Source organism: Henriciella algicola (genome assembly GCF_003576245.1).
GTDB classification, from domain to species: Bacteria; Pseudomonadota; Alphaproteobacteria; order Caulobacterales; family Hyphomonadaceae; genus Henriciella; species Henriciella algicola.
Window position 1 is genome coordinate 1199363 of sequence record NZ_QWGA01000003.1, and the last position, 17328, is coordinate 1216690.

General features: G+C 60.8%; 19 protein-coding genes. 5 read left to right on the top strand and 14 right to left on the bottom strand.

Features of this window, described 5'->3' with window-relative positions; translation table 11 throughout:
• Position 1 precedes the first annotated feature (1 nt).
• Positions 2-886, bottom strand: a complete 885-nt coding sequence (locus D1222_RS06385) for an HpcH/HpaI aldolase/citrate lyase family protein (RefSeq protein ID WP_119453353.1) — start codon at positions 884-886, stop codon at positions 2-4.
• A 119-nt stretch (positions 887-1005) separates the two neighbouring features.
• Between D1222_RS06385 and D1222_RS06390 the strand changes: the two genes are divergently transcribed.
• A complete protein-coding gene (locus D1222_RS06390; RefSeq protein ID WP_119453354.1) occupies positions 1006-1515 on the top strand; it encodes a hypothetical protein in 510 nt (169 codons plus the stop codon).
• Here the strand turns inward: D1222_RS06390 and D1222_RS06395 are convergent.
• On the bottom strand, positions 1512-2012 hold the full coding sequence (locus D1222_RS06395; protein ID WP_182481879.1) for a DUF302 domain-containing protein: 501 nt from the start codon (positions 2010-2012) through the stop codon (positions 1512-1514). The two genes, D1222_RS06390 and D1222_RS06395, sit on opposite strands and share 4 nt — an antisense overlap.
• Before the next feature lie 87 nt (positions 2013-2099).
• Here D1222_RS06395 and D1222_RS06400 point away from each other — a divergent pair, with 87 nt between their 5' ends.
• Both D1222_RS06400 and D1222_RS06405 read left to right on the top strand, forming a co-directional pair.
• A complete protein-coding gene (locus tag D1222_RS06400) occupies positions 2100-3218 on the top strand; it encodes a serine hydrolase domain-containing protein (RefSeq protein WP_119453356.1) in 1119 nt (372 codons plus the stop codon).
• Positions 3219-3323: 105 nt separating this feature from the next.
• Positions 3324-3941: a LysE family translocator gene (locus D1222_RS06405; RefSeq protein WP_119453357.1), complete on the top strand. Its 618-nt coding sequence runs from the start codon at positions 3324-3326 to the stop codon at positions 3939-3941.
• A gap of 122 nt (positions 3942-4063) precedes the next feature.
• On the opposite strand, the gene rarD is transcribed toward D1222_RS06405, so the two are convergent.
• From rarD to D1222_RS06420, 3 genes are all read right to left on the bottom strand, one after another.
• Positions 4064-4975: an EamA family transporter RarD gene (rarD, locus tag D1222_RS06410; RefSeq protein WP_119453358.1), complete on the bottom strand. Its 912-nt coding sequence runs from the start codon at positions 4973-4975 to the stop codon at positions 4064-4066.
• 270 nt (positions 4976-5245) lie between these two features.
• Entirely contained in the window at positions 5246-6880 is a 1635-nt protein-coding gene (locus D1222_RS06415) for a M28 family metallopeptidase (protein ID WP_182481880.1), read from the bottom strand.
• 95 nt (positions 6881-6975) lie between these two features.
• Positions 6976-7995 carry an aspartate-semialdehyde dehydrogenase gene (locus tag D1222_RS06420; protein WP_119453360.1) on the bottom strand — a complete coding sequence of 340 codons (1020 nt, stop codon included), beginning with the start codon at positions 7993-7995 and terminating at the stop codon, positions 6976-6978.
• A gap of 197 nt (positions 7996-8192) precedes the next feature.
• On the opposite strand from D1222_RS06420, the gene D1222_RS06425 reads away from it, so the two are divergent.
• Positions 8193-8564 (top strand): nuclear transport factor 2 family protein, encoded by a 372-nt coding sequence (locus D1222_RS06425; protein ID WP_119453361.1) that lies wholly within the window; start codon positions 8193-8195, stop codon positions 8562-8564.
• Positions 8565-8721: 157 nt separating this feature from the next.
• Here D1222_RS06425 and leuB read toward each other — a convergent pair whose 3' ends face one another.
• The 9 genes from leuB to D1222_RS06470 form a co-directional block, all read right to left on the bottom strand.
• Positions 8722-9777: a 3-isopropylmalate dehydrogenase gene (gene leuB / locus D1222_RS06430; RefSeq protein ID WP_119453362.1), complete on the bottom strand. Its 1056-nt coding sequence runs from the start codon at positions 9775-9777 to the stop codon at positions 8722-8724.
• A 53-nt stretch (positions 9778-9830) separates the two neighbouring features.
• Complete coding sequence (leuD, locus tag D1222_RS06435; protein WP_119453363.1) at positions 9831-10463, bottom strand: 3-isopropylmalate dehydratase small subunit; 633 nt, start codon at positions 10461-10463, stop codon at positions 9831-9833.
• Between the two features lie 9 nt (positions 10464-10472).
• Complete coding sequence (locus D1222_RS06440; RefSeq protein WP_119453364.1) at positions 10473-11327, bottom strand: VOC family protein; 855 nt, start codon at positions 11325-11327, stop codon at positions 10473-10475.
• Positions 11328-11334: 7 nt separating this feature from the next.
• Positions 11335-11655, bottom strand: a complete 321-nt coding sequence (locus D1222_RS06445) for a hypothetical protein (RefSeq protein WP_119453365.1) — start codon at positions 11653-11655, stop codon at positions 11335-11337.
• 102 nt (positions 11656-11757) lie between these two features.
• Complete coding sequence (gene leuC / locus D1222_RS06450; RefSeq protein ID WP_119453366.1) at positions 11758-13155, bottom strand: 3-isopropylmalate dehydratase large subunit; 1398 nt, start codon at positions 13153-13155, stop codon at positions 11758-11760.
• A gap of 151 nt (positions 13156-13306) precedes the next feature.
• Complete coding sequence (locus D1222_RS06455; protein WP_147371823.1) at positions 13307-14707, bottom strand: hypothetical protein; 1401 nt, start codon at positions 14705-14707, stop codon at positions 13307-13309.
• A gap of 342 nt (positions 14708-15049) precedes the next feature.
• Entirely contained in the window at positions 15050-15628 is a 579-nt protein-coding gene (gene rplS, locus D1222_RS15960; protein ID WP_119453368.1) for a 50S ribosomal protein L19, read from the bottom strand.
• Complete coding sequence (trmD, locus tag D1222_RS06465; RefSeq protein ID WP_119453369.1) at positions 15615-16343, bottom strand: tRNA (guanosine(37)-N1)-methyltransferase TrmD; 729 nt, start codon at positions 16341-16343, stop codon at positions 15615-15617. Before trmD ends, rplS begins: the two co-directional genes overlap by 14 nt.
• A gap of 30 nt (positions 16344-16373) precedes the next feature.
• Entirely contained in the window at positions 16374-16994 is a 621-nt protein-coding gene (locus D1222_RS06470) for a J domain-containing protein (RefSeq protein WP_119453370.1), read from the bottom strand.
• A 74-nt stretch (positions 16995-17068) separates the two neighbouring features.
• Between D1222_RS06470 and D1222_RS06475 the strand changes: the two genes are divergently transcribed.
• Positions 17069-17299: a BolA family protein gene (locus D1222_RS06475; protein WP_119453371.1), complete on the top strand. Its 231-nt coding sequence runs from the start codon at positions 17069-17071 to the stop codon at positions 17297-17299.
• Positions 17300-17328: the final 29 nt, after the last annotated feature.

The window sequence follows — 17328 nt, forward strand, 5'->3', positions numbered from 1 at the left end:
CTCAGCTGGCCTCCATCGCCTTGATTGCCTCATTAACTGCGACGATACGCTTAGCTTCTTCAAGATGCAGAAGCTCGGTCATCTTGCCATTAACCTTGAGCACGCCCTTGCCCTTATTGGCCGGGTCCGCAAACGCATCGATCACGTCTTTCGCCTGCGCCACATCGGCTTCGGCGGGCGCGAAGATCTCGTTCGTGATCTCAATCTGGCTCGGATGGATCAGCGTCTTGCCGTCAAAGCCGAGAAGACGGCCCTGGCGGACTTCAGCTTCGAGGCCTTCAGCGTTCGAAATGTCATTATAGACGCCGTCGATGGCGATGATGTCATAGGCGCGGGCCGCAGCCAGCGTCAGGCCGAAGAAAGTCTGGAAGGCGGTGCGCTGAGGGTCGTTCACCGCGCGCAGCTCTTTCGCAATGTCATTGGTGCCCATGACAAAGGCGGAAAGGCGCGTGCGGCCTGCAGCTTCGGCGATATCCTTAATGTTGAGGATGGCCTTCGGCATCTCGATCATGACCCAGAGGCCAAGATCCTTGGGGGCGCCGGCGCGTGACAGCGCATCGTCCAGCCGGTCGATATCGCCGCCATCGATGACTTTCGGTGCCAGAATTGCGTCAGGGCCAGCCTCGACCGCCGCCTTCAGATCATCAAGACCCCATTCGGTGTCGAGGCCATTGATACGGATCACAACCTCGCGAGCGCCATAGCCGCCCGCTTTTACCGCGTCGCAGACGGTCTTGCGTGCTTCCAGCTTTGCGTCCGGGGCGACCGCGTCCTCAAGGTCGAGAATGACCGCGTCTGCGGCGAGCGACTTTGCCTTCTCGAGCGCACGGGCATTGGCGCCCGGCATATAGAGACAGGAGCGGCGGGGACGATTGGCGCTGGACATGGAAAGGCTCCGGATAGGTTTCACTGGAGGCCGCTTGTACAGGCTGCAACATCGACATGACAACCAGTTGCGGGCCTGTCACGTAGAAGCAGGACAACATGTTTCCCCAGAGGTATCTCATGCGCACAATTGCTGCCCTATTCATCGCAGGTGTTGCCGGCCTCACCGCCACCGCCGAACCGATCACCATGCGCAAGGCGATGCAGGAGTTTCGTGATCGCGGGGCTGGGCAGCTCGAAGGCGTGCTTCTTCACGGCGTGCCAGTCATCAAGGGTACAATTGAAGAGCAGGCGTTCACGGCCTCCATGTTTCAGTGCGACGTGCCTGACTATGCCTGCCGGGTCGTGATCGCGCGCAGCTGCATCGACATGATGTCGACCAATGCCGGAGAAGCGCTGGAGCTTGCCAATACCTACAATCTGCAACGTGAACCGCGCGGCTATGCGCTCGTCAGCGGGGCGAATGCGGGCAGCGCCTCACTCTGCGTCCAGTCACGCTATGACCTTGGCGGTGAGAACCTCTTCAATATGAGCGAGACGTTCGAGTGGCGTGAGACCGTGACCGAGTTTTCCGAATTCATCGAGAAAGCAAGGCGCTCAGCCGCTGCGCGCAGCCTGCTGTCGAACTAGCCGGTCGCTTCAGCGACGATACCAGCCAGCGTTTCTTCGATCCCGGCGGCATTTACGCTTTCCGGGTTTAGCCCGTATTGGCTCACGAGCGCGCTGATGTCCTGACGCAAAACCTGGACGCCGCTGTTCGTCTCAATGACCAGGATCTTCATCGGCAGTTCGATGCCGAGCGCTGGGTTGGCTTGCATCAGGGGTGTCCCGGCTTGGGGATTGCCAAAGATGAACAGCGTCGACGGCGAGAGCTCCAGTCCCGCCTCACCCGCACCTTCTGCATGGTCGACCATGGCGAAGATGGTGAGAGGCCGCGTCTCAAGCGCTGCGCGCAGCTTTGAAACTGTGGTCACGAAATCATTCGCGCTGTCTGCGGCGATGAGGGCCTGCGCCGCGGGCTGTTCGGCAAGCTCGGGATCAATCACCGGGCCTTGCGGCGCGCCGGTCTGGCAGGCGCTGAGCGAGACGGCGGCAATGGCGGCGGCGGCCAGAAGCGATTGTTTCATTTGAAGTCCCTGTTTTCCATCTTGAAACCTCGCAACGCGCGGCGGAGTGCTTACGTTCAGCGCTAATTGGACGAAGAGGAGCAGGCGATGAGTGATATCCGGGGCCATGTGGCGAGCGGGTTTGAGCCTGTCCGTGAGGTTTTCGCCGAGACGTTCGAGGCTGGCGACGAGCTTGGCGCTGGCTTTTGCGCCATTCTGGACGGCGAAGTGATTGTCGACATTCAGGGCGGGAAGACCTCCCGCGCGGGCGACAAGGACTGGGACGAGACGACAATTGCTCCTGTCTATTCAACGACCAAGGGCGTTTCAGCGCTCGTGATCGCTTCGATTATCGGCGACCTTAACGAAGGCTACGAGACTCCTGTTGCCGAGGTCTGGCCAGAATTCGCCGCCGCCGGGAAGGGCGATGTCACGATCGGGCAGCTGCTCTCCCACCAGGCCGGTCTTGTGGGCTTCGCTGAGCCGATCGACCCTGATCTCTGGCTAAATCCGGACGGTCTCGCCGCCGCACTGGCAGAGCTTGAACCGCTTTGGGAACCGGGGACGGCGCATGGCTATCACCCGTCCACATGGGGGTATCTGGCGGGAGAAATCGTCAAGCGGATCACCGGGCGTACGCTTGGTACCATATTAAAAGAGGATTTTTGCGCACCTGCCGGGGTCGATTTTCACATCGGTCTAGCGGACAGCGAACATGACCGCGTCGCCGAAATACAGCGGCCGAGAAGCATGCCGGTGCTTGGTGATCTCAATGAGTTCAAAAAGACTGCTTTCCTGACGAAGTGGGCAGCGCCGGGCCGGGGCGGCGCCGACTGGCGGCGTATCGAGATCCCGTCTGCGAACGGACATGGCACCGCAAAGGCGGTCGCGCAGCTCTACGGGGTCTATGCCAATGGCGGGAAACTTGGTGACAGGCAACTGATTCCAGAAGAGTCTTTCCGGGAGCTGACACGCCGCCGGGTGATCGGCGATGACCTTGTCCTGCCCTTTGTGACGGAGTTCGCAGCCGGGGTCATGCGCAATAATTTGGGTATCTATGGCCCGAACCCTGAAACCCTTGCCCATTCAGGCTGGGGCGGCTCGCTCGCGCTTGGCGATCCTGACCGCCACCTGTCGGCAGCCTATGTCATGAACAAACAGTCGAGCCATCTGCAGGGCGATCCGCGGGCGCGGCGCCTGGTGGATGCACTGTATGGCTGCCTGTAGGAAACTTCCGGGGTTTCCCTCATAGTTCACGGTGCACTGATGGTGCATGGGCGGTGTTTTTCGTGGTGTTTTCGAGAGCGCCGCAAAAATAGCCGGGGACAAGACATGTTGAGCGAGATGAACTGGCTCGCCTTTCTGGGCGCGATGGCTCTGGTTGAGCTGACCCCCGGCCCGAATATGGGTTGGCTGACGGCGCTCGCCGCGCAGCAGGGCCGCCGGGTCGGCTTCATGGCGGTGGCCGGCATTACGCTTGGCCTCACCGTTCAGCTGGTCCTGGCCGCGACGGGGTTTTCTGCCTTCATCGCGGGCAACCCGCTCGTCTACGAAGTGCTGCGCTGGGCAGGCATCGCCTTCATGCTCTACCTCGCGCTGGAGGCCTGGCGTGAAACGGGAGAGGCGTCGCCCGGTCAGGCAAAGGCGCTGGAGGGCTTCCGGCGCGGCTTCATTGCCAATCTGCTCAACCCCAAAGCGCTGGTTTTCTATATCGCCGTGGTGACGCAGTTTGCAGGCAGCGACGGTGAGGTGCCGTCAGCCGCGCAGGTTCTGACGCTGGGCAGTCTCCATATTCTGGTCGCCACTCTAGTCCACACCGGTCTTGTCCTCATGGGCGCGAGGCTTGGTGAGCAGATTGCTCACTACCGCCAGTCGAAATGGGTGAGGGCAGGGTTTGCCGCCGCGCTGATCGGTGTCGCTGTCTGGATGGCCTGGACGTCCCAACGCTGAAAGATCGCCTTTGAGGCGTATTGGCACGCCGCTTGCGAGCGTGTGACGCGAACCGGACCTCCATCCTGATTCATGTATCACTCCTGACCGGCGCACCATCATGGCTCGCCGGTCTTTTTTTGCTACTCAGCAAGACGCGCTGCGCGAGCAAGACGGCGGGCCTTGCGTTCGCCCAGGACGCTGTCGACCGTGAAGACGGCAAGCGCGGTCCAGATGAGGCCGAAGGCAACGGCATCGACAGGGCCGAAAGGCTCCCGGAAAATCACGACAGCGATGAGAAATTGCAGCGTCGGCGTCAGATACTGCATCATGCCAATCGTTGCGAGCTTCAGCCGTTTGGCGGCAAGCGCGAACAGGATCAGCGGCACTGCGGTGATGGGTCCAGCAAGTGGAATGAGCCAATCGAGCGCAATACCATCGCCCATCCAGCCGCCGCCCGGCGTCTGTTGAAACCAGCTGAGCCAGATGAAAGCGACTGGAAAGAGAAGCGCAGTCTCGATTGCGAACCCAATTCGGCTGTCGACACTTACCGTCTTCCGCACGGCGCCATAGGCGGCAAAGCTGAAACACAGGACGAGAGAGACCCAGGGCAGGCGCCCAAGCTCCCAGGTGAGAACGGCGACGCCGAGGCTCGCAATGGCAATAGCGACCCATTGGGCGCGGCGGAGCGTCTCTGAGAAAAAGATCATGCCCAAAAGCACGCTCACCAGCGGATTGATGAAATAGCCAAGGCTCGCCTCGGTCACCCGCTCGGCCGAGACGGCCCAGATATAGAGCAGCCAGTTGGTCGCGATCAGTCCAGCCGAAATGGAGAGATACAGCATACGCCGGGCCGTGAGCGCGCCGCGAAGGTCCCGCCAGCGCCGGGCGATGGCGATGAAGATCAGCGCGGTCGGCAGGCCCCAGAGAATGCGATGAGCCAGCATCTCGAACGGCCCGACATGATCGAGCAGACGGAAATAGAGCGGCAGCCCACCCCAGATAAGGTAGGCGCCGAATCCGCAAGTCAGGCCAAGGCGCAGTTCGCTCGTCATTCGCGGCACCTAATGCGGCGCGCGGTTCGCCGCCACCTGAATCTTGTGTTTCGGCCAGCTAATTGCGCATGCCTCTTATGCCCGTGAATGAAAACACCGCTTCGGCCTGGCCGTAGCGGTGCTGTCAAATGGTGCGGGAAATCGGTTCCGATGCCGTCACCCCACCGGCAGGTGGGGGCCATGGCGATTGAGAGCGAACCTCCCAGCCGCCATGGGTCCCAGCTTTCGCTGGGAAGGCGGAATTAGGCTTGGGCTCGGAAAGCCGCGGCCCTATTCGCCGCCCTCTGCGAACAGGTCGCCGAAGAAGTCGCCTTCATTCCAGCTTGGGCGTTCTTCCATATTGGCGACGCTGCGGGCGATGTCGGCTTTGACGCCAGCAAAGCGGGCCAGCGCGTTGAAGTTCAGCTGGTCGGCCTCGTCGGATGGGCGGTGATAGTCCTCGGCGAGGAATTTCGCCTGTGCTTCGCCGCCGCCATTGGCGTGGCCGGGCACCAGATAGGTCGCCGGGACGCCCTGTTTCACCCAGCTATAGTGGTCTGAGCGCGTGAAGAGGCCGAGATCCGGGTTCGGGTCCGGGCTGAGCGTCAGGCCGGCGCCTTCGACGGCCGCTTTGACTGGCTCATAGAGGCTGGAGCGTTCGGTGCCGAAGGCTACTACGTCGTCGAACTCATAGGTCATGATCGGCATGTCGAGATTGACGTTGGCAACCACGCCTTCGGCCGGGACGGTCGGGAAGCGGGCATAATAGTCAGAGCCGACGAGGCCTTTTTCCTCAGCGGTCACAGCGACGAAGACGACGCTGCGCTTTGGCGGGTCGAGCGAGAGGAGGCGGGCGACTTCCAGAAGGGCCGAGGTGCCGGAGGCATTGTCCATGGCGCCGTTGAAGAGCGTGTCCTCATTCGGGTTGAAGCTCGGCTTGACGCCCTCATGGTCGAGGTGAGCTGAGAGGACGACATATTCACCGGCGAGAGTCTCATCCGTGCCGGGCAGGATGGCAGCGACGTTCGGACTGGTGATCTCTTCATGCGTGCTGTTGGCTTCGATGCGGAGGGTGAGGCCAAGCTCGAACGGCTGGGTGCCGGTGACGGTTTCCTCAACGAGGGCGTCATAGTCGCGGCCAGCTGCCTCGATCAGCTTTTTTGCGCCTTCAATGCTCATCGTGGCGCCGGCCTGCAGGTTCGGGGCGCCTGAATGGGCGTTGCCGTCGGCATCGACCCAGGTCATCGAGGCGCGGCCCATACGGTCCATCGCGGCGCGGCGTTCGAAGGAATAACGCTCCTGCGCGACAGGGTGGTAGAGGGTCACGACGCCGACCGCGCCAGCTTCAGACAGGCGTTGATAGCTGGTCGAGGAATAATGGGCGCGCTCTTCAGTGTTGAGGTCGCTTGGCGCGTCGCGGAAGATGACTGCGATCTTGCCTTCGAGGTCGACGCCGTCGAAGTCATCCCGGCTGCCATCGGGGGCGATGAAGCCGTAGCCAACGAACACGGCTGGCGCTTCGACGAGGCCCTGTTCGACTTGCGAGGAGGCGGAGATGAGATAGTCGCTGCCAAGTTCCAGCGGGAGGTCGGCGCCTTCCGTCACCGTCAGGCTTTGCGGGGCGGCCTGATCGAGCTGATAGCGAAAGAGCGGGACTTGCTGCATGTAGCTGTCTTCATCGCCGCCCGGCTGAAGGCCATAGGCGCGGAACTGTTCGGCGACATAGAGCGCGGCGATGTCATAACCGCGTGTGCCAGCCTCGCGCCCTTCCAGAAGGTCATCGGCGAGGAAGCGGACATGGGCTTCCACCTTCTCGGCGGATGCGGCTTCCGGCGCGGTGGCGGCATGCGCCTCTTCGGGAATGCTTGGATTGCAGGCGGTAAGCGCGAGCGCGGCCAGAAGGCCGGTGGCGGCAATGATTTTCATGAAAAACCCCAGCTTTGTCAGATCGCTGAAGGATCGGACAAAGCCGGGGCTTAGGCAAGCTGTCAGCGGCAAAAGCCGCATGGCTGAGGTGTCGTCTAGGCGGCGAGGACGCCGCGCTTGATCAGCTCTTCAGCGATCTGGACGGTGTTGAGAGCTGCACCCTTGCGGAGGTTGTCGGCAACCACCCAGAGCGACAGGCCGTGCTCGACCGTATTGTCGACGCGGATGCGTGAAACGAACGTGTCCCATTCGCCCTTACACTCAACCGGCGTGATATACTGGTCTTCTTCGGGGTTATCGATGACCTGGACGCCATCGAAATTGCGGAGCGCCTCGCGCGCCTGTTCGGGCGTGATCGCCTCTTCAAACTCGATGTTCACGCTTTCGGAGTGACCGACAAAGACCGGCACGCGTACGCAGGTGACCGTGAGCTTGATGTTCGGGTCGATCATCTTGTGGGTCTCGTTCCACATCTTGGCTTCTTCGTCGGTGAAGCCGTCTTCGCGGAAAGAGCCGATCATCGGGATCGCGTTGAAAGCGATCTGGCGCGGATATTCTTCAGGCTCTGGCGCATCGTTCACGAAGATGCCCTTGGTCTGGTTCCAGAGCTCATCCATGCCGGCTTTGCCCGAGCCGGACACCGACTGATAGGTCGAGACGACGACGCGCTTGATCTTTGCGGCATCGTGCAGTGGCTTCAGCGCCATGACGAGCTGCGCCGTGGAGCAGTTCGGATTGGCGATGATCATCTTCTTGTCATAGCCGAGCACGTCTTCGCCGTTCACTTCCGGCACAACGAGCGGGACGTCAGGGTCCATGCGCCAGGCAGACGAGTTGTCGATGACGATCGCGCCCTGCTTGCCAATCTTCTCGGCCCATTCTTTCGACAGGGAGCCGCCAGCCGACATCAGGACCACGTCGACTTTGGAGAAGTCAAAATCGTCCAGCACTTCGCATTTCAGGGTCTTGTCGCCATAGCTCACTTCGCGGCCTTTCGAGCGGCGCGAGGCGAGGGCATAGACTTCAGCAGCGGGGAAATCGCGCTCGTCCATGATGTTGAGAAGTTCGCGGCCCACATTACCGGTGGCGCCAACGATTGCGACTTTGATAGCCATAGTTTTTCCTTTCGCGATGCCCGCTCATTTAACGCCAAGCGGGCTTTCGTCCAATCAGATGATTGATCGCTGGACGGATCACAGCAATTCGAAGGAAAGAGCGCCCCGCCAGCCTTGATTTGAAAGGCATGTAGTGCACGACTGGGGCGGATTCAGGGTGGGAGCTGCAATCGCTCTGTGATGAGAGGTGAAACACCGTGATCGAAGACCTGATCGGCCAATATATCCGCAGCTATAATGCGCGCGATATCGAGGGCATGCTCGACTGCGTCACCGAAGACGTGGTGTTCGAGAACATCTCCAATCACGGGCAGACGATGAAATTTGAAGGACGCGACAAGATGCGCGAAGTTGCCGAGCTGTCTGGCCGGGCCTTCTCCTATCGCCGTCAGAAACTGATCAGCCTCGTCATCGGGGATGGGCGGGCAGCTGCCGAGATCGAGTTTGAGGGCAAGGCTGCGGTGGATCTGCCAAATGGATGCAAGGCAGGCGAGACGATCAAGATCCGCGGTGCGAGCTTTTTTGAGTTTCGCGGCCAGCTGATGTGCCGGATTGCGGATTATAGTTGAGGGGGGTGGGTCCTCCCACATCCGTCATCCCCGATGGCTTCAGCCATCTGGGGATCCTATCCCCTTGGACGGTGCGCGAGTGGCAAGCTCGGAGGATGGACTCTCAGATGAGCTGCGCTCATCGAGAGTGACGCCTCACTGGATTGCCCCACCAGACCTAAAGACAGTCGATGATCGCGTCGGTCATGGCGGTGGTGGAGAGGTCGCCGCCGAGGTCGCGCGTGCGGGCGCCGGCCTCGAGCGCGCGGCCGACAGCTGCCATGATCCGGTCGGCTGAATCCGGGCGGGCCAGCGACCAGCGTAGCGCCATCTCCAGCGACAGGATCGCGGCGCATGGATTGGCGATACCCTGGCCTGCAATGTCGGGGGCCGAGCCATGCACAGGTTCAAACAGGCCTGGCGTGCCTTCAGTGCCGAGGCTTGCCGATGGCAGCATGCCGATGGAGCCGGTCAGCATAGCGGCGGCGTCAGACAGAAGATCGCCGAACAGATTGTCAGCCAGGATGACGTCGAACTGTTTCGGGGCGCGCACCAGCTCCATTGCGCAGGCATCGGCGAGCATGTGGGACAGCTCAACGCCGCCTCCATGCGTTTTATGGACTGTGGTGACTTCTTGGCGCCAGAACTGGCCGCTTTCCATGACATTGGCCTTGTCGACCGAACAGACCCGGCCGGCGCGGCCGCGGGCGATCTCCAGCGCGACGCGCGTGACGCGTTCAACTTCTGGCGCTGTGTAGACCGACATGTCGAAGCCGCGGCGCACACCGTTCGCGTCGGTTTCGATACCGCGTGGCTCACCGAAATAGACGCCCGAAGTCAGTTCACGCACGATCATGATGTCGAGGCCTTCGACGCGGTCGCGCTTCAGGCTGGAGGCATCGACGAGAGCGCCGAAACAGTAGGCGGGGCGTAGGTTTGCGAAAACGTCCAGACCCTTGCGCAGGCCCAGAAGTCCGGCCTCCGGACGCTTATCGCGAGCGACATCGGCCCATTTAGGTCCGCCAACCGCACCGAGGAGGATCGCGTCGACAGATTTGGCGCGGTCGAGCGCAGCGCCCGTAAGCGGTACGCCGTGCTTGTCGATGGAGGCGCCTCCGACAAGATCCTCTTCAATAGCGACATCCGGCGCGACGAGCTGGCAAATGCGCTGGGCGGCTGCGGTCACTTCGGGGCCAATGCCATCGCCAGGCAAGAGAAGCAGGGTCTGTTTCATGGATCGTCTCCACAGGCCGCAGATGCGGCCAGATTACGTGATTTCAGAAAGGCTCAGGCGCGCGAGCGGGGTAGCCAGGGTGTTTCGTGTGAGCGGCGCGCTTCGAAGGCATCGATTGACGATGCGGCCTGAAGCGTCTGGCCGATATCATCAAGTCCTTCCAAGAGACTCTGCTTCCGGCCGGGCTCAATATTGAAGTAAATCTCGGCCCCATCTGGCGTCGTGATGACCTGCTGCACAAGATCGACGGTGAAGCGATGATTGGCGCCGCCCGTCTGGGCCGCGAGCGCCCCACAGACCTCGATCGGCAGCGCGATGGGCAGGATGCCGTTCTTGTAGCAGTTATTGTGGAAGATGTCGGCGAATGAGGGGGCGATAACGCAGGTGATGCCCTGGTCCAGCAGCGCCCACGGTGCGTGCTCACGCGATGAACCACAGCCAAAATTGTCGCCCGCAATCAAAATGCCTGCATTCTGGTGCGCAGGCTGGTTGAGGACGAAGTCCGGATCAGGACTACCGTCTGCCTTGGTCTTGAGTTCATAAAACAGACCCGTAGACAGACCCTCGCGTTCCGTGGTTTTCAGGAACTGCTTCGGAATGATCATGTCCGTATCGACATTCGCCATGAGCCGTCCCTTGTCAGTGAGGGCCGCAGCGGTCGAGGTGAGCGTGGTGAAAGCTTTCATGAGCCTGTTCTAATCGCTGGAGTGGGCGATGAACAAGGTGGGGACGCCCAGAGTCTTGGCCTTTACGGTAAAGACTTGCGTTCCGGGCTTGCGGCCTTTGCGCACGTCAGAGGTTTCGATGCCAGCTTTTGCCAGACGGGCATGCGCCGCCTCAATGTCGCGAACGGTCCAGGTGAGGCCCCAGATGTGATCATTGTCGGCAGGGTCTGCTGTCTCGTCCAGCCGGTTGATAATTTCGAGGGTCAGGCCGCCGGTGCGGAAGAAGAGGAAGCGCGTCTTCCATTGCTCTGCCGTGCGGTCGAGGCGAAGGTCGAGCCCAAGCCTCGCACCATAGGTGGCGGCGGCGCGGTCAGGATTGGGCGTGTTGATCACCACATGGTCCAGAGAGTAGACGCAAGCTCCATCCACGTTTGCCACGATACTGTCGAATTCGGGCTGCATGACAAAGGTCTTGATGCCAGCCACGGCGTCGTCGCTGCACCGAAACCGCTTCCAGTTCCGGTGTGCCCCAGTTTCCAGATGCGTGCTCTCCCCGGGCTGTATGGCATCGGGTTGGAGGCCGCGCCGGGTGAAAAGCCTGTGAGCCTCGGCGATGTCATCTGTGCGAAAGGCGAGACTGGTAAGGGTGGCCCCGGCGGCAATCAGCTCTCGCAGGCGCGGGGGTGCGCCCGCGTCGCCATCGGGGGCCATAAGTTCAAGTGCGGTATTGTCGACGCGGAAAAGCGAGGTCGCTGCGCCGCCTGAGGTAGCGCGCCAGTCTGGCGCGCGTCCGAGAAGGTCTGTGTAGGCTTTGGTGCCGGTCTCTATGTCACCGCAAAGGAGAACCAGGTGGTCGATCGCGGTCAGCGGGCCGGCACCAGACATGGATTGCCTATTCCTCTGCCGCGATCACGGTCGCGGTGCCGCTCGCGCCGTTGTCGCCGGTATAGGCGGAGGCGTGGCCAACTTCATTGCCCGGATCTGCGAAGGTCAGGCAGCCATTATAGGCGTCGCTCTCGATACACATTTTCGAGGAGGCTTCGTCATAGGTGTAGGTGCCGTTCCCGGCCGCAGATGTCATCGTGCCATCATCGTGGAAGACGGCTTCCTGATCATTTCCGCTGTCGCTATCGAACTTGATCGTGATCGAGCCCGCAAAAGCTGGCGCGGCGCAGATCGACATGGCCGCAAGGGCAAGTGCTGTACGTTTCATGGTTTCCTCCGAAGTTATGAGCTTTTTTGTACTCTATTAACCAAGAGGATTAGGTGGCCCCTGCGGCAAGCGCAAGAAAAAGCGCCGCTGGTATGGCGAGGCCTACCCGATCACGCCGGTAATCGCGGCGCGGGCGGCGAGGGTGGGGCTCATCAGGTGAGTGCGACCGCCGCGGCCCTGGCGACCTTCGAAGTTGCGGTTCGAGGTTGAGGCGCAGCGCTCGCCCGGGGCGAGGATGTCGGGGTTCATGCCGAGACACATGGAGCAGCCCGGCTCACGCCATTCGAAACCGGCTTCTATGAAGACGCGGTCCAGACCTTCTGCTTCGGCCTGCGCCCGCACAAGCCCGGAGCCCGGAACGACCATGGCCCGAACGTTGTCGGCGACCTTCGACCCGGAAGCGACGCGCGCAGCCTCCCGCAAATCTTCGATACGCGAATTGGTACAAGAGCCGATAAAGACGCGCTGGACTGGCGTGCCGGCGATAGGCGCGCCCGGAGCAAGGTCCATATAATGGAGTGCGCGTTCGATGGCTGCCTTCCGGACGGGATCTGTAATGATGGCGGGGTCCGGCGTATTTCCCGAGAGAGGAATTGCCTGCTCAGGACTGGTCCCCCAGGTGACGGTTGGCTCGACGTCTTCGCCGCGAATTTCGACGATGCGATCCCACTGGGCGTCATCATCGGAATAGAGGGTCTCCCAATAAGACTTAGCGACATCCCAAGCCCCGGCTTTGGGGGCTGCGGGCCGACCTTTCATGTAGGCGTATGTGGTGTCATCTGGCGCGATCAGACCAGCGCGTGCGCCGCCCTCGATCGAGAGGTTGCAGAGCGTCATTCGCCCTTCCATGGAAAGCGCGCGAACCGCTTCGCCGCGATACTCCATCACATGGCCTGTGCCGCCCGCCGTACCAATGATTGAAATTAGGTGGAGGGCGAGATCCTTGGCGGTGACGCCTTCTTTGAGCTGGCCGCTGACCTCAATTGCCATATTGCGCGACTTCCGGGTGCGGAGCGTTTGCGTCGCGAGGACGTGCTCGACCTCTGATGTGCCGATGCCATGGGCAAGCGCGCCGAAAGCGCCATGCGTCGATGTGTGGCTGTCTCCGCAGACAATGGTCATGCCGGGTTGGGTACGTCCCTGTTCAGGGCCGACAACGTGAACGATGCCGTTGCGGACATCGCCCATCGGGTAAAATTCGATGCCATGCTCGGCGACATTGCGCGAGAGCGCAGAAAGCTGGTTGCGAGCCGCTTCATCGCGCACGCCATCCAGACCGGCCGCCTGGTTTTCCGTCGGTGTGTTATGATCTGCGACCGCGAGGGTGAGTTCAGGCCGGCGCACCTTACGCCCGTTTGCCTTCAGGCCGGAAAAGGCCTGCGGGGTCGTTACCTCATGAATGAGGTGGAGATCGATATAGATGAGCGCGTCGCCACTCGCGGCGTCGGTGTCCACGAGGTGGGCGTCCCAGATCTTGTCGTAAAGTGTCTTGCCCGGCATGTCAGAGCGGCCTCCTGCTGCGCCGCAAAAGACCATGTGGGGCAGGGGATGACAAGACCGTCCGCCACGTCGGCCATTGCAATATCAGGCAAAAGAAAAGGGCCAGCTCATCGAGCTGGCCCGTTCCGGGTGTTTCTGGTTCAGGCTTGACCTAGCAAGGGCAACCTGGGCCGACGTTCAGGACCACCAGAGAAGCGCGCTGCGTCTCATAACGGGTCGGTGCGACGACGGTCTCAACCTGGCCACGGACGCGGCGGTATTCGATCGGCTGGACGATACGACGCTCGACCGGCTGGATCACGTTACGCTGGGTCACCGCTTCGAAATAGGATTCGGTGTACTCTTCGCGATACTCCTCGGTGACCTGCGGGATGTAGTTCACCTGGGTCTGAGGAATTGGCTCAGCTTCGACGCGGCCTGGAAGATACTCTTCCTGATAGATCGTGTCGCGGACGATGGTTTCGGTCTGCGGACGAAGCACGCGGCGCTCGATTGGCTGGATCGTCGTGACAACAACCGGCTGGACCACATTGCGCGTAACCTGGTCGACATAGACGTCTTCAACTTCGAGGACGGTACGCTCGGTCACCTGCGGAATGATCTGCTCGGTGATCTGTGGTGCCTGTTCCGTTTCGACGCGAACTGGAAGACGCTCTTCTTCGTAGCGGGTCGCTGCGGTGACGGTTTCAGTCGTACCGCGGAGGATACGGCGCTCAACCGGCTGGATCATCGTGCGGACGACTGGCTGGTACACGTCGCGGCGGGTGACAGCATCGACATAGGTGTCGGTGTACTCATCGCGGGTGACTTCCGTCAGATCCTGAACAACGTTCTCGATGACCTGTGGAACTTCGTCCTGCTCGACACGAACCGGTGCGCGGACCGTCTCGTAACGGGTGTCAGCGGTGATCGTCTCGGTGCGAGGACGCGTGATGCGGCGCTGGACCGGAACGATCGTGGTGCGTTCGATCGGCTGGGTGATCTCACGGCGGGTCACGACGTCGTAATAAGTCTCGGTTGCTTCCTCGACATATTCTTCGGTCACGTCCGTGGTGATGTTTTCCTGGACGGCAGGAACTTCGTCCTGCTCAACACGGACTGGAAGGTACTCTTCCTCATATACCGTGTCTTCGGTCACTTCTTCGACGCGTGGGCGAACAATGCGGCGCTCGATCGGCTGGATGAGCGTGCGCTCGACCGGCTGGACAATCTCGCGGCGGGTCACGGCGTCAAAATAGGTCGTCGTTTCTTCGAACTCGGTGTTCTCGGTCACGCGCTCTTCGACGTTTTCACAGCAGAGAACGCTGTCGATCGCCTGCTGCTCACCACCGAGGTAGCGAACATCAGCGCCGCCGGACGTGCCGCTTTGCTGGATGATTTCACGAACCTGAGCATCTGTGAGGACGCGTTCGTCGGTTGCGGAACCAGCTGAAGAGTAACGCTCTCCAACCGCTTCATTGTCCCATGTGCCCGCTTCGCCATCGGCGTGGGCAGCGAGGGGGAGTGCAGCCAAGGCAACGACACCCACCATCAGTTTCTTGCTAAGTTTCATTCCACCTTCCCCATTTCTGACCCCACCGGCCAACTAAAGGATATTCAAGTTGCCCGAATGCCCTCGGGACCGTTGTTGATACGCCATAAATTATGACGTCGCTCATTTCGTATACGAAACGGTAATCTTGAAACCAACTAGATTCCCTTCGCACGCGAGCAAGTCCTTGAAAAACACTGTCCCAGAAGAGGAATTTGTGGCTTTCGCGGCCTGCTTGTCCACAGCTTTGCAAGCCATATGCCGTAGTGTTACGGGGGTATACGCGAAAAGTGTTGCAGCCAGAACACAAAAACCCCGCAACTTTCGTTGCGGGGTCTAAAAATTACCAAATTTTAGGAAATTCTACTGCTCGGAGGTGCTTTCGCCCTCTGCCGCATCATTTTCAGCGGCTGCAGCTTCTGCCTCGGCGGCCGCTGCTTCAGCTTCTGCGGCCTTGCGCTTGGCTTCTTCCGCCTCTGCGCGATCCTTTGCAGCCTGCTCACGGCGGGCAGCTTTCTGCTCGACGCGCTGACGCTTGCGCTCGGTCTTGGACACGGTGACCTCGGTGGTCTCCATGCCGTGGCCGGAGGTGCGCTCTGCGATACGTGCAGACTTACCGCGCAGGTTGCGCAGGTAGTAAAGCTTCGCACGGCGCACGCGGCCCTTGCGCTTGACTTCAATGCTCTCGATCATCGGGGAGACGACCGGGAAAACGCGCTCGACACCTTCACCGAAGGAAATCTTGCGGACCGTGAAGTTCTCGTTCACGCCTTTGCCGGCGCGTGCGATGCAGACGCCTTCGAAACGCTGGACGCGTTCACGGTCGCCTTCGCGAATGCGCACATTCACAGACACGGTATCGCCAGGAGAGAAATCCGGGATTTCCTTGCCTGAAGTGACGCGTGCCACTTCTTCAGCTTCGAGCTGTTCAATCATGTTCATCGTCCGTCTCCGACGCTCGTATTCTATGCCCGTTGAGGTAAGCGGCCCATAAATCGGGACGGCGCCCTTCTGTCAACAGTTTACTGCGGTTGAGCCGCCATTGGTCGACCTTGCTGTGATCACCCGACAAAAGCACGTCCGGCGTCGGCTGGTCTTCCCATGTCCGCGGCAGGGTATATTGCGGATATTCAAGCAGCCCGGCCGAGAAACTCTCATCCTCGATCGAGGTTTCATTCCCGGCTACACCCGGCAGCAGCCGGAGCGTTGCTTCTATAATAGCCTGCGCTGCGACTTCCCCGCCCGCGAGGACAAAATCGCCAAGCGACACTTCTCTCATGCCGCGCTGGGTAATGACGCGTTCGTCCAGTCCTTCGAACCGGCCGCAAAAGCAGATGAGGCCCGGCCCGCTCGCAAATTCATGGGCGAGCTTTTGTGAGAAAGGCTCCCCGCGCGGGCTGAGATAGATGAGCTCGCGGCCTTTGCGATCAATACTGTCGATTGCAGCTGCGGCCACATCGGGCCGGATGACGAGACCCGCGCCGCCGCCTGCGGGTTTGTCATCGACCTGGCGATGCTTGCCGAGGCCGAAGGTGCGAAGGTCTGTCGTCTCGAGGGACCAGATGCCCTGCTCACGCGCGCGCCCCAATATAGAGACATCGAGCATGCCCGGAAACGCTTCCGGAAAGAGCGTTATTATAGAGACGTCGAAGGCCATGACTGGGTTCTGGAGGCCCGGCTTTCTCGCCTAGGCCTTCATCATGCCGGCCGCCTTGAGCGTCTTGCCTGCGCGAAGGACGCGGGCAAGCATATGCTCAGTCGAGCGGTCGCCGCCATTGGAATCCGGGTGGAACTTGCGGATGTATTCGCTGTAGCGCACGCGGATCTCGCTGGCCGTTGCCCCGGCCTCTAGATCAAGCTCAGCGAGGGCTTGCGCCGTAACGCCAGCCGACTGCTGTTCCTTGCGGCGAGCCTGACGGGCCTCGGCATTCTCTTCGAAGAATTCCTTGCCACGCCAGCGGCGCGGATCGTGTGCAGCAGCGGCCTTGCCCTTGCCCATCGGACCCGTGCCGAACTTCCAGGTCTTCTGGAAACCGTGACGGGCCATCTCATTAAAGGCTTCGAGCTCAGCATCGGACATGCCGGCAAAGAAGTCATAGTTGCGGTTATATTCACCCGCATGCTTCTGGCAGAACCAGTAGACGCCCTCGAGGCCTCTCGGCTTCGGCGCGGGGTGATCACCTGCCAGGTCGCAGTCGTCGCGATGACACTCACGCGTCTCGACGGCTTTCTGGCGCTCTTGCTCCTCCTTCGGAGGCTTCACCCTTATGTCGGTGAACTTGACGCGGTATGAAAATGCATCTGCCATGGGTCAGGCAACATAGGTCGAACGAGTTAACGAGGCCAGAATTGACAAACAGATCAGAGCGGATTCGCGCGAGATTGACGCAGCTTTTTGCACCTAGCGAGCTGCACGTCCGCGATGACAGCGCAAAACATGCAGGTCATGCGGGCGCCCGCCCGGAAGGCGAGACTCATTATAATGTGGAGATTGTCTCACCAGCCTTTCAGGGAAAGAGCCGGGTGGAGATGCAGCGGGCAGTGAATTCAGCCCTCAAGGATGAGTTCGATAGCGGCCTGCATGCCCTGTCGATAAAGGCGCGGGCGGGCTGAACTCTGCGGGTAGGGGCACCTCTCGCCCG

Excerpts from the sequence above, each read along its gene's own strand:
- leuD (WP_119453363.1), bottom strand. The coding sequence starts at position 10,463 with ATGAAAGCTTTCACCACGCTCACCTCGACCGCTGCGGCCCTCACTGAC.
- leuB (WP_119453362.1), bottom strand. The coding sequence starts at position 9,777 with ATGAAACAGACCCTGCTTCTCTTGCCTGGCGATGGCATTGGCCCCGAA.
- D1222_RS06470 (WP_119453370.1), bottom strand. The coding sequence starts at position 16,994 with ATGGCAGATGCATTTTCATACCGCGTCAAGTTCACCGACATAAGGGTG.
- D1222_RS06440 (WP_119453364.1), bottom strand. The coding sequence starts at position 11,327 with ATGTCTGGTGCCGGCCCGCTGACCGCGATCGACCACCTGGTTCTCCTT.
- D1222_RS06385 (WP_119453353.1), bottom strand. The coding sequence starts at position 886 with ATGTCCAGCGCCAATCGTCCCCGCCGCTCCTGTCTCTATATGCCGGGC.
- leuC (WP_119453366.1), bottom strand. The coding sequence starts at position 13,155 with ATGCCGGGCAAGACACTTTACGACAAGATCTGGGACGCCCACCTCGTG.
- D1222_RS06415 (WP_182481880.1), bottom strand. The coding sequence starts at position 6,880 with ATGAAAATCATTGCCGCCACCGGCCTTCTGGCCGCGCTCGCGCTTACC.
- D1222_RS06390 (WP_119453354.1), top strand. The coding sequence starts at position 1,006 with ATGCGCACAATTGCTGCCCTATTCATCGCAGGTGTTGCCGGCCTCACC.
- trmD (WP_119453369.1), bottom strand. The coding sequence starts at position 16,343 with ATGGCCTTCGACGTCTCTATAATAACGCTCTTTCCGGAAGCGTTTCCG.
- D1222_RS06400 (WP_119453356.1), top strand. The coding sequence starts at position 2,100 with ATGAGTGATATCCGGGGCCATGTGGCGAGCGGGTTTGAGCCTGTCCGT.
- D1222_RS06445 (WP_119453365.1), bottom strand. The coding sequence starts at position 11,655 with ATGAAACGTACAGCACTTGCCCTTGCGGCCATGTCGATCTGCGCCGCG.
- D1222_RS06395 (WP_182481879.1), bottom strand. The coding sequence starts at position 2,012 with ATGAAACAATCGCTTCTGGCCGCCGCCGCCATTGCCGCCGTCTCGCTC.
- D1222_RS06420 (WP_119453360.1), bottom strand. The coding sequence starts at position 7,995 with ATGGCTATCAAAGTCGCAATCGTTGGCGCCACCGGTAATGTGGGCCGC.
- D1222_RS06455 (WP_147371823.1), bottom strand. The coding sequence starts at position 14,707 with ATGAAACTTAGCAAGAAACTGATGGTGGGTGTCGTTGCCTTGGCTGCA.
- D1222_RS06405 (WP_119453357.1), top strand. The coding sequence starts at position 3,324 with ATGTTGAGCGAGATGAACTGGCTCGCCTTTCTGGGCGCGATGGCTCTG.
- rarD (WP_119453358.1), bottom strand. The coding sequence starts at position 4,975 with ATGACGAGCGAACTGCGCCTTGGCCTGACTTGCGGATTCGGCGCCTAC.
- rplS (WP_119453368.1), bottom strand. The coding sequence starts at position 15,628 with ATGAACATGATTGAACAGCTCGAAGCTGAAGAAGTGGCACGCGTCACT.